Raw genomic sequence first — 10,485 nt, forward strand, 5'->3', positions numbered from 1 at the left:
GCGCCGGGGGAGACCCGCCGCGCGCCCACCGCCCCGGGAGCCGCCGCCGGGGCGGTCAGCCCAGCCAGTTCATCTCGTCCGGGTTGGGGCCCAGCCGGGTGTCGGTGTTCAGCCCCGCGATCGCCGCCAGGTCGGAGTCGTCCAGCTCGACGTCGAGGACGTCGATGTTCTCCGCGATCCGGGCCGGGGTGACCGACTTGGGGATCACCACGTTGCCGATCTGGAGGTGCCAGCGCAGCACCACCTGCGCCGGGGTCTTGCCGTGCTTCCGCGCGATCTCGCCCAGCACCGGCTCGCGGAGCAGGTCCCCGCCCTGGCCGAGCGGCGACCACGCCTCGGTGACGATCCCGTGGTCGGCGTGGAAGGCGCGCGGGATCGACTGCTGGAGGTGCGGGTGCAGCTCGATCTGGTTGAGCGCCGGGACGGTGCCGCCCAGGTCCAGCACCCGCTTGAGGTGCGCGGGCTGGAAGTTGGAGACGCCGATGGCGCGGGCCCGGCCCTCGGAGTGGATCCGCTCGAAGGCGCGCCAGCTGTCGACGTACCGGTCCTGGCTGGGCACCGGCCAGTGGATGAGGTACAGGTCGACGTGGTCGAGCCCCAGCCGGTCCAGCGAGGCGTCGAAGGCGCGCAGCGTCTCGTCGTACCCCTGGGAGCTGTTCCACAGCTTGGTTGTGACGAACAGTTCCTCGCGCGGGACGCCCGAGGCGGCGATCGCCCGTCCCGTGCCCTCCTCGTTCTCGTATATGGCGGCGGTGTCGATGCTGCGGTATCCCGCTTCCAGCGCGGTGGCCACCGCGCGGGCCGCCTCGTCGTCCGGGACCTGCCACACCCCGAAGCCGAGCTGCGGCATGGAGATCCCGTTGTTGAGCTGGATGGTGGGAACGGTGCTCACGCGTTCGGTCCTCACGTTCGTTCGTCTGGACGCGTTGTCCTGGTCGTCCACCATCCTTGACGATCTGTGCCGGGCTCGCATTCCCGGCCCCCGCGCCGCCCCACGTCAGCCCTGGTACAGGGCGTCGATCTCGGTCGCGTAGGCCCGCTCGATCGCGCGCCGCTTCAGCTTCAGCGACGGGGTCAGCAGCCCCTGTTCCTCGGTGAACCGGGCGGCCAGTATCCGGAAGGTGCGGATCGACTCCGCCTGGGACACCTGGGTGTTCGCCGCGACCACGGCCCGCCGGATCTCCGCCTCCAGATCCGGGTCGCGCACCAGGTCCGAGGCGCCCAGCTCGGGCTTCTCACGCATCATCAGCCAGTGGCTGACCGCGTCCGGGTCGAGCGTCACCAGTGCCGCCACGTACGGCCGGTCGTCGCCCAGCGCGACGCACTGCGCCACCAGCGGGTGCGCCCGGACGCGCTCCTCCAGCGCGAGCGGGGAGACGCTCTTGCCCCCGGCGGTGACCAGGATCTCCTTCTTCCGCCCGGTGATGCTGAGGTAGCCGTCCCCGTCGAGGGAGCCCAGGTCGCCGGTGGCCAGCCAGCCGTCCCGCAGCACGCTCCGGGTCGCCTCGGGGTCGCCGTGGTAGCCGCCGAAGACCTGGTCGCCGCGGAGCCAGATCTCGCCGTCCTCCGCGATCCGGACCGACGTGCCCGGAACGGGCCGTCCCACGGTGCCGAACCGTGGCCGCTCCGGGGGGTTGGCCACGGCGGCGGCGGTCGTCTCGGTCAGCCCGTACCCCTCGAAGATCCGCATCCCCGCGCCGTCGAAGAACAGCCCCAGCCGCCGCTCCAGCGCGGAGCCACCGGACATCGCGTACCGGCAGCGGCCGCCCATCGCGGCGCGGAACCTGGCGTAGACGAGCCGGTCGAAGAACCGGTGCCGCAGCCGCAGCGCCGCGCTCGGCCCGGGGCCGGTGCCGAACGACCGCTCCTCCCTGGCCTCCGCGTAGCGGACGGCGACCTCCACCGCCTTGTCGAAGGGGCCCAGCGTGCCCTCGGCCTCCGCCTTCCGCCGCGCGGCCCGGAAGATCTTCTCGAAGAGGTGCGGGACGGCCAGCACGAACGTGGGACGGAATGAGGCGAGGTCGGGCAGGAGCGTCTCGGCCGCCATCTCCGGCTGGTGGGCCAGCGTCACCTTGCCGCGCACCGCCGCCACCTCCACCATCCGTCCGAAGACGTGCGCCAGCGGCAGGAAGAGCAGCAGGGACGCCTGGTCGCCCGCCCGCTTCCGGAACACCGGCTCGAACTGGGCCACGATGTTGTCGACCTCGGCCATGAAGTTGGCGTGGGTGATCACACAGCCCTTGGGCCGCCCGGTGGTGCCGGAGGTGTAGATGATGGTCGCCACCGTCTCCGGGGTGATCGCCAGCTGGTGCCGGTGCACCACCTCGTCCTCGATGTGCGCCCCGGCGGCGGAGAGCCGGGCCTCGGCGTCCGCGTCGAGCTGCCAGAGCCGCCGCAGCTTCGGCAGCTGGCCGACGACCGAGCCCACCGTCATGGCGTGGCCCTCGTGCTCGACGATCGCCGCCGTCACCTCGGCGTCCCGCAGGATCCAGCCCACCTGCTCGGCCGAGGAGGTCGGGTAGACGGGGACGGACTGGACACCGATCGTCCACAGCGCGAAGTCCAGGAGCGTCCACTCGTACCGCGTCCTTGACATGATCGCGACGCGGTCGCCGAACCGGATCCCCTCGGCCAGCAGGCCCTTGGCGACCGCCGTGACCTGCCGCGCGAACTCCGCCGCCGTCACCTCGCGCCAGACGCTCTCGCCGTCCCGGTGCTCCTTACGGGCCAGTACCGGATGGTCGGGAACCCGGGCTGCGTGCTCGAAGACGGTGTCCGCCAGGCCCCCGGTGGCGGGCGCGGTCACCATGGCCGGGACGGTCAACTCGCGCAATGGGTGTGCTCCTTGGCGTCGTGCCCCCACCGCGTGGGGCGGCGCGAGTGACCGTATCCGATGACGCCGTGTGGGGGGAGGGGTATCACCGCAGCTCATAGGGCCCCGGCCGGGGTCGTCAGGGGAACGGTGCGGGGCCGTCGCAGTTCCGGCGGGGTTTCCTCACCGAACCCCCTTCACGGAACCCCGCACTCCGTGTCGCGGACCCCCCGGGGCACCCCCGGGGGCGTGCCCGGGGCGGGCCGGGGGCGCGTCGTCAGGCCCCGGCGGCGTCCCGCAGCGCCAGCCGGTGCGCGCCCGCGTAGACGTTCATCGAGTCGCCCCGCAGGAACCCCACCAGCGTCAGCCCCGACTCCAGCGCCAGGTCCACCGCGAGCGACGAGGGCGCCGACACCGCCGCCAGCACCGGGATACCGGCCATCACCGCCTTCTGGGCCAGCTCGAAGGAGGCCCGTCCGGACACCATCAGCACGGTGTCCCGCAGCGGTAGCCGCCCCTCCTGGAGCGCCCGGCCGACCACCTTGTCCACCGCGTTGTGCCGCCCCACGTCCTCCCGGACGTCGAGCGGCTCGCCCTCGGGCGTGAACAGCCCGGCCGCGTGCAGCCCCCCGGTGCGGTCGAACACCCGCTGCGCCGTGCGCAGCGCCTCGGGCAGCCCGGAGAGCACCTCGGGGGAGAGCCGGACGCCCGGCGCGCCCGGCCGCTCCGCCGCCTCCCGCTCCTCGACGGCCCCCGGCATGGGCCAGCGGGCCGTGGTGCGCACCGCGTCCAGGCTGGCCTTGCCGCACAGCCCGCAGGACGAGGTGGTGTAGACGCTGCGCTCCAGCGAGATGTCGGGCAGCGGGACGCCGGGCGCCAGCCGGACGTTCACGATGTTGTAGGTGTTGCGGCCGTCCTCGTCGGCGCCGTCGCAGTAGGTGATGCCGCTCAGCTCCGCGGGGGAGCCCAGCACCCCCTCGCTGACCAGGAACCCGGCGGCGAGCGCGAAGTCGTCGCCCGGGGTGCGCATGGTGACCGCCAGCGGCTTCCCGTCTAGCCGGATCTCCAGCGGCTCCTCGGCGACCAGGGTGTCCGGCCGCTCGCTCACGACGCCGTTCCGCAGCCGGATGACGCGCCGGCGCTCGGTGACCCGTCCCATCGCCCTCACTCCCCACTCCGTGTGCCGGGGCCCGGGGCGGCCCGCGCCCGTCCCGGCCTGCCACCATTCTCCCGCACCGCGGTGAGCGTCCCAGGCCAGGGGCGGTACCGGCCCGCGCCCCGGCGCCGTCCCCTCCACGGCGCCGGGGCGTACCGGCGAGGGCACAAGACCCCGCCGGGACCCGTGGACGGCCCGGGGGAGGGGCCGCGCGGGCGGTCGGCGCCGCGCCGTCAGTCGGTGAACAACCGCGCGGCGGTGCTGAAGAGTTCGTACAGCCCGTAGGTCAGCGGCAGCCCGACCCAGAGCCAGGCGAACACCGCCAGCGGGGTCCGGTCGGGAGCGCGGTCGCGGCGGGTCACCTGGGGCCCTCCTCGGAGTGGGCGGAGCCGGGGGAGGCCGCGCGGTCCGGGGCGCCCGGTGGCGGAGCCGGTGCCGTCGGCGCGGGCCCGGCGGGATCCCGGGGTGGGGCGGGTTCGTGGTGGCGCGGGTGCACCGGCCGTACCAGCTCGTTGGCGACGAAGCCGACCAGCAGCAGCCCGATCATGATCATCAGGGAGAGGCTGTAGAGCCCGGAGCCGCTGTGCCCGGCGTCCTCCTGCGCGTCCGCCACCCGGTTGACGATCAGCGGGCCGAGCACCCCGGCCGTCGACCAGGCGGTGAGCAGCCGCCCGTGGATCGCGCCCACCTGGTAGGTGCCGAACAGGTCCCGCAGGTACGCCGGGGCGGTGGCGAAGCCGCCGCCGTAGAACGAGAGGATGGCCAGCGCGCAGCAGACGAACAGTGGTTTGGAGCTGTCGCCCAGCCGCTCGATACCCAGGTACATCAGCGCGCCGACGCCCAGGTAGATCCGGTACATGTTCTTCCGCCCGATCACGTCGGACGTGGAGGACCAGACGATCCGCCCGGCCATGTTGGCGAGCGAGAGCAGCGCGACGAAACCGGCGGCGGCCGAGGCCGTCACGGGCGCGTCGGAACCGGAGAAGAAGTCGGTGATCATCGGCGCGGCCTTCTCCAGGATGCCGATGCCCGCCGTCACGTTCATGCAGAGCACCACCCACAGACACCAGAACTGCGGGGTGCGCACCGCGCCGCGCGCCGAGACCCGCCCCGAGGTGACCAGCGAGCGGGTCTCCCGGGGCGGCTCCCAGCCCTCCGGCCGCCAGCCCTCCGGCGGGACCCGGACCAGCAGCACGCCGAGGGACATGAAGACCGCGTAGACCAGCCCGTGCACCAGGAAGGCGGTGGCGATGCCCCCGCTGTCGGAGCCGAAGCCGTCCAGCATCCGCGCCGACCAGGGCGAGGCGATCAGCGCCCCGCCGCCGAACCCCATGATCGCGATGCCGGTCGCCATCCCCGGCCGGTCGGGGAACCACTTGATGAGGGTGGACACCGGGGAGATGTAGCCGATGCCGAGGCCGATACCGCCGACGAAGCCGTAGCCGAACACCACCAGCCAGAACTGGTGGGTGGCGGCGCCCAGCGCGGCCAGCAGGAAACCCGAGGAGAAGCAGAGCAGCGAGACCGCCATCGCCCAGCGCGGCCCGTTCCGCTCCACCAGGGTTCCGCCGAACGCCGCCGACAGGCCCAGCATCACGATGCCGAGCTGGAACGGGAGCGCGCTGGCCGTACCGGAGAGGCCGAGCGACGACTCCAGCGCCGGTTTGAACACGCTCCACGCGTACGCCTGGCCGATCGAGAGGTGCACCGAGAGCGCGGCTGGGGGCACCAGCCAGCGACTCCAGCCCGCCGGCGCGACACTGCGGGAGCGGGCGAGTATCCCTGGCGTCATGGCGAGGAACCCTAGGAATCCCGGCCCGAGTTGACCATAACCCTGACCGGAATCACGTGGTCCAGTGCCGGATTCGGCGCCGCCCCGGCAAACCTCCGCGCCCATTCGGATACCGAACCGAGATCTCGTCCGGCGCGCCGTCTTCCACCTTTCCGCGCCCGCCTCCGACGGGCCTGGCCACACCCTTTCGACGGTCCGTCGGGGCGGGGAGGCGGGCCCCCGGGAGGCCGTGCGGCCCCCGGGGGACCCGGCCGCGCACTCCCCCCGTGTACAGGGGAAAACCAGCCCGCGTCAGGGTGGTTGGCCCGCGTCAGGGTGGTTGGGGCACAACCCCGGGAACCGGGGCGGTGCTCCCGGGCGGCTCCGGGCCGCCCCGTGCGCACCGGGCGGAATCGGGCAGGCGCCCGCGGTGCGCGGTCCGCCGGGTGGTCCTGCCCCGCCCCGGTCTGCCCCGCCGTACCTACGGCGGGTGTGACGGGCGGGCGCCCGGCATACTCGGACGGGTTCGGGGACGGCGCGGAGGAGAGGGGCGAGCGATGGCGCGGCCGACGGAACGCGGGCTCGCGGTGTTCGATCTGGACGGCACCCTCGCGGACGTCCGCCACCGGCTGCGGTACGTCGAGTCGGCGCCCCGGGACTGGCGGGCCTTCTTCCGCGCGGCCCCGCGTGACCCGCCGCTCCCCGAAGGCGTCGAACTGGCCCTGCGCTGGGCCGAGGAGTGCGATCTCGGCTATGTGACCGGCCGCCCGGAGCGCTGCCGTCGCGACACCGAGCGCTGGCTGGAGCGGCAGGGGCTCCCGGCCGGACGCCTGCGCATGCGCGGTGACGCCGACCGTCGACCGGCCCGGACGGTCAAGCCCGAGCTGCTGCGCGGGCTGGCCGGGCGCGAGCGGGTCGCGGTGGTCGTCGACGACGACCCCCGGGTGTGCGACGCGTACCGAGCGGCCGGATACCGCGTGCTGCACGCCGACTGGAGTGCGCGCTCCGCCACCCTGGAGCGCGCCCAGGAGGAACGCGGCCGCACCTGACCGCCCACCCGCGCGGTCCCGTCGTCCCGGATGACGCGGAACGGGACGCCGGGAGGTTTCCCCCGGAGGTCACGGCCGACGGGCTGGCTGATCGTCCCGGGGGGCGGGGCGAGGTCACGCGGGGGCGCCGAGCGGCGGGTGGTCGAGTACGCGGGGCTCGTACTCGACCAGCTGGATGCGGCCGTCGAAGGTGCGGTGGTCGACCATCTCCAGGGCGACGTCCGGATAGCCGTCGTAGATGCGTTCCGCGCCCGTGGCCCCGGTGATCACCGGGAACATCACGACCCGGAAGCGGTCGACGAGCCCGGCCCGCAGCAGGGAGCGGCACAGGCTCAGGCTGCCGACCGTGGTGAGGAGCCCCGAGCCACCCGACTTCATGGCGCGGACCGCCTCGACGGCGTCGTCCCGGACGAGCGTGGTGTTGGCCCACGTCAACGGCGCCTGGAGGGAGGAGGAGAAGACCACCTTGGACGCGCGGGTGAGTTCGTCGACGGAGGCCTCCTCCTCGGGCCGGAACTCGTCCTGGCCGTCGGGGACCTCCCCGGCGGCGAAGCCCGACATCTGGCGGTAGGTGTTCGCCCCCATCAGGTGGGTGGCCTCGGGCTGTTCGCCGAGCCACGCGAGGTACTCCGGGCCCTCAAGGCCCCAGAACCCGGGCCATCCCTCTCCCGACGCGTGGCCGTCGAGGGAGGTGATGAAGTCGACGAGAAGCTCCGGCATGGCGGTGTCCTTCCGTGTGGGTGTCAGGAGATGTGACCGGCCGGGAGCCACGAACTCATCGGTCACGCCGTGGGATAAGCGAGACCCTCCCCGGGGGCCCCGGGAGAACCCCTGACGCCACGGCGGCCGTTCGTCTCGTCCGAGGAGGGCGGGCGGCGGCTGCCCACGGCGCGCCCGGTTCAGTCGGAGGGGGACCAGGTCTCCGGGCCGCCGCCGCGCCATTCGATGAGGGGGCCGCCGAGGTCGACCTCGGTGGGGTCGAGGCCGGCGCGGCGCAGGAACTCCAGCACGTCGGTCACGTTGTAGGCCAGGCCGAGGATGAGGCCGTCCGCCCGCACCCGGCGGGCGCCCTGTTCGTCAGGTGGGTACACGGTGACCGGTGCCATGGGCCCACCGTGCGCCCGCGCCGGGCGCCGCGCATCCCGGGCGCCGCCACCCGGGCGTACGGCCGCGCGTCCCGGGGCCCCGTGGGGGCCGGGCGGCCGCTTCAGCGCTTGACGCAGAGGTAGGAGCCGAAGACCCGGTGCTCGTAGCGCACGTCGAGGATGTCGAAACCGGCCTGGTCCAGCATGGGTTCGAGCAGCCAGCGGAAGGTGCTGTACTCGGTGCGGACGTGGGTGGCCAGGTCCTCGACGGTGTAGCCGGTGGCGGGGTCGGGGTGGGCCTGCCGCAGCCAGTCGTCCAGCAGCGGCTCCGCCTCGGTGGGCTGGACGTCGTAGATCAGGTCGCGGAGGCGGAGCAGGCCGCCGGGCCGCAGCGTCGCGGCGAGCCGGGTCAGGGCGAGCGCCTTCCAGAAGTCGGGCAGCTGGTGGAGGGCGTGCCGGCTGAAGACGGCGTCGGCCGGTGGCCCCTCGTGCGTGTAGGAGAGGAATCCGGCGGCCACGCACTCCAGCCGGTCCAGCCCCTCCTCCTCGGCGCGGGCGCGGAGCGCGGCCCGCATCGCGGGGGAGATCTCGACGGCCACCACCCGGCCGAAGCGCCGGGCCGCCCGCAGCGCGAACTGGCCGGTTCCGGCGCCGACGTCGAGCACCGTCGCGGTGTGGTCCAGGCCGTGGGCGGCGAGCAGGTCGAGGTCCTCCGACGGGTCGGGGTAGCCCTGTTTCCGGTCGAATCCGGTGACGAAGTCCGGGGTGAGGTGTTCGGGGCCCGCGTGGGCGAGTTCGTCGAGCATCCAGTCGTTCCGCATCCGCGCATTCTGGCAGCGTCACCCCCCCGTGAGCAGGTGGGTTTTCCGTGCCGGGGGCGGGTGCGGCGGCGGGCTCCGCCGGGCGGGGCGGGGGAGGGGGAGGAGGCCACGGAGTGGGGGAAGATTCACTTTGTCCTCTCACGGGAAAAAGTCTGATCGATTCCCGCACGACTTCTTCCCAGCTCTTCCGGCCGCTGCTACGTTCCCCGTGACGTTCCGGTCCGGATGCCGACGTGCGGCGGGAGGGGTAGCGGTGAGGCGCATGACTGCTCGTCCCGGCAACGCGCACCAGGCGCGGCTGCTCCGCCTGTTGCGGGACGGCGGGCCCAACTCCCGTGCGGCGCTGGGTGATCGGGTGCGTCTCTCGCGTTCCAAGCTGGCGGTCGAGGTGGACCGGCTCCTGGAGACCGGGCTGGTGGTCGCCGACGGGCTGGCCGCCTCCCGGGGCGGCCGTCGATCGCACAACGTGCGGCTGGCGCCCCAACTCCGCTTCCTGGGTGTGGACATCGGCGCGACCTCCATCGATGTGGCCGTCACCGGGCCGGAGTTGGAGATTCTCGGTCACCTCACCCAGCCGATGGACGTACGGGAGGGGCCGGTCGCCGTCTTCGACCAGGTGCTCGCCATGGTGGCGAAGCTCCGCGACTCCGGGGTGGCCGAGGGGTTCGACGGCGCCGGTGTCGGCGTGCCGGGGCCGGTCCGGTTCCCCGAGGGTGTGCCGGTGGCCCCGCCGATCATGCCGGGGTGGGACGGCTTCCCCGTCCGTGAGGTGCTGGGCCAGGAACTCGGCTGCCCGGTGATGGTGGACAACGACGTGAACCTCATGGCCATGGGGGAGATGCAGGCTGGAGTCGCGCGCTCGGTACGGGACTTCTTCTGCGTCAAGATCGGGACCGGTATCGGCTGCGGTGTGGTCGTCGGCGGTGAGGTCCACCGGGGCACCACGGGCAGCGCCGGCGACATCGGGCACATCCGGGTGGTGACCGACGGCAGGCAGTGCGCCTGCGGCAACCGGGGCTGCCTGGAGGCGTACTTCGGGGGCGCGGCGCTCGCCCGGGACGCCGAGTCGGCGGCGAGGGACGGCCGTTCGGCCGAACTGGCCACCCGGCTGGAGAGCGCCGGCCGCCTCAGCGCCCCCGACGTGGCCGCCGCCGCCTCGGCGGGAGACGCGGCGGCGCTGGACCTCATCCGGGAGGGCGGCGCCCGGGTGGGGCAGGTCATCGCGGGGCTGGTCAGCTTCTTCAACCCGGCGCTGGTGGTGATCGGCGGCGGGGTCACCGGCCTCGGGCACAATCTCCTGGCCAGCGTCCGCACCCAGGTCTACCGCCAGTCGCTGCCGCTGGCGACCGGCAATCTGCCCATCGTTCTCGGTGAGTTGGGGCAGGTGGCGGGGGTGACCGGCGCCGCCCGGCTCATCACCGACCACCTGTACTCGCCCGCCTGACGAACCGCCCGAACCGCCCGGGCGGCCCGCCGGCCGCCCGGGCACCCGGTGCCGCCCCGTGTGGCGGTGCCGCGGCGCACGGCCCGGCACGATCCGCGTCACCGCACGGCCCGCACCATCGCTCGGCCGCACCATCCGCACCGCTGATCGGCCCCGGCACCATCCGCGCACCACCGCGCCGCCCGTTCTCGTGGCGGCGCGCCCTCCGGCACGGCCGCACCTCCCGCACCTCCCGCACCTCGTACCTGCCGCACCGTGAGTTCCGCACCGCCCGCACGGCTCGTACCGCCCGCACGGCCGGGAACGGCCCGCGACGGCCCGGCACGATCCGCGTCGCCGCGTCGCCG

At 73.9% G+C, this 10,485-nt stretch carries 10 protein-coding genes; 2 read left to right on the forward strand and 8 right to left on the reverse strand.

Annotated elements, in window-relative coordinates; translation table 11 throughout:
- Positions 1-55: 55 nt before the first annotated feature.
- The 5 genes from E0L36_RS15180 to E0L36_RS15195 all read right to left on the reverse strand — a co-directional run bounded on the left by E0L36_RS15180 (position 56) and on the right by E0L36_RS15195 (position 5,760).
- Complete coding sequence (locus E0L36_RS15180; protein WP_308416767.1) at positions 56-892, reverse strand: aldo/keto reductase; 837 nt, start codon at positions 890-892, stop codon at positions 56-58.
- A gap of 105 nt (positions 893-997) precedes the next feature.
- Positions 998-2,833 carry a long-chain fatty acid--CoA ligase gene (locus tag E0L36_RS15185; protein ID WP_180929554.1) on the reverse strand — a complete coding sequence of 612 codons (1,836 nt, stop codon included), beginning with the start codon at positions 2,831-2,833 and terminating at the stop codon, positions 998-1,000.
- A 256-nt stretch (positions 2,834-3,089) separates the two neighbouring features.
- Entirely contained in the window at positions 3,090-3,971 is an 882-nt protein-coding gene (fdhD, locus tag E0L36_RS15190; RefSeq protein WP_180929555.1) for a formate dehydrogenase accessory sulfurtransferase FdhD, read from the reverse strand.
- 230 nt (positions 3,972-4,201) lie between these two features.
- Positions 4,202-4,330, reverse strand: a complete 129-nt coding sequence (locus E0L36_RS27695; RefSeq protein ID WP_258016318.1) for a hypothetical protein — start codon at positions 4,328-4,330, stop codon at positions 4,202-4,204.
- Entirely contained in the window at positions 4,327-5,760 is a 1,434-nt protein-coding gene (locus tag E0L36_RS15195) for an OFA family MFS transporter (protein WP_180929556.1), read from the reverse strand. The genes E0L36_RS27695 and E0L36_RS15195 overlap by 4 nt, the downstream gene beginning before the upstream one ends.
- A 536-nt stretch (positions 5,761-6,296) precedes the next feature.
- Here E0L36_RS15195 and E0L36_RS15200 point away from each other — a divergent pair.
- Positions 6,297-6,788 (forward strand): hypothetical protein, encoded by a 492-nt coding sequence (locus E0L36_RS15200; protein WP_180929557.1) that lies wholly within the window; start codon positions 6,297-6,299, stop codon positions 6,786-6,788.
- A gap of 114 nt (positions 6,789-6,902) precedes the next feature.
- Here E0L36_RS15200 and E0L36_RS15205 read toward each other — a convergent pair whose 3' ends face one another.
- From E0L36_RS15205 to E0L36_RS15215, 3 genes are all read right to left on the reverse strand, one after another.
- Entirely contained in the window at positions 6,903-7,508 is a 606-nt protein-coding gene (locus E0L36_RS15205; RefSeq protein ID WP_180929558.1) for a dihydrofolate reductase family protein, read from the reverse strand.
- 179 nt (positions 7,509-7,687) lie between these two features.
- Positions 7,688-7,894, reverse strand: a complete 207-nt coding sequence (locus E0L36_RS15210; RefSeq protein WP_180929559.1) for a hypothetical protein — start codon at positions 7,892-7,894, stop codon at positions 7,688-7,690.
- A gap of 101 nt (positions 7,895-7,995) precedes the next feature.
- Entirely contained in the window at positions 7,996-8,694 is a 699-nt protein-coding gene (locus E0L36_RS15215) for a class I SAM-dependent methyltransferase (protein ID WP_180929560.1), read from the reverse strand.
- A gap of 262 nt (positions 8,695-8,956) precedes the next feature.
- Between E0L36_RS15215 and E0L36_RS15220 the strand changes: the two genes are divergently transcribed.
- On the forward strand, positions 8,957-10,138 hold the full coding sequence (locus E0L36_RS15220; RefSeq protein ID WP_180929561.1) for an ROK family transcriptional regulator: 1,182 nt from the start codon (positions 8,957-8,959) through the stop codon (positions 10,136-10,138).
- Positions 10,139-10,485: the final 347 nt, after the last annotated feature.

The organism is Streptomyces sp. AJS327, from assembly GCF_013450295.1.
In the GTDB taxonomy this organism is placed as follows: Bacteria; Actinomycetota; Actinomycetes; order Streptomycetales; family Streptomycetaceae; genus Streptomyces.

Coding starts and splice junctions, on each gene's coding strand:
- E0L36_RS15205 (WP_180929558.1), bottom strand. CDS start 7,508: ATGCCGGAGCTTCTCGTCGACTTCATCACCTCCCTCGACGGCCACGCG.
- E0L36_RS15215 (WP_180929560.1), bottom strand. CDS start 8,694: ATGCGGAACGACTGGATGCTCGACGAACTCGCCCACGCGGGCCCCGAA.
- E0L36_RS15195 (WP_180929556.1), bottom strand. CDS start 5,760: ATGACGCCAGGGATACTCGCCCGCTCCCGCAGTGTCGCGCCGGCGGGC.
- fdhD (WP_180929555.1), bottom strand. CDS start 3,971: ATGGGACGGGTCACCGAGCGCCGGCGCGTCATCCGGCTGCGGAACGGC.
- E0L36_RS15210 (WP_180929559.1), bottom strand. CDS start 7,894: ATGGCACCGGTCACCGTGTACCCACCTGACGAACAGGGCGCCCGCCGG.
- E0L36_RS15220 (WP_180929561.1), top strand. CDS start 8,957: ATGACTGCTCGTCCCGGCAACGCGCACCAGGCGCGGCTGCTCCGCCTG.
- E0L36_RS15200 (WP_180929557.1), top strand. CDS start 6,297: ATGGCGCGGCCGACGGAACGCGGGCTCGCGGTGTTCGATCTGGACGGC.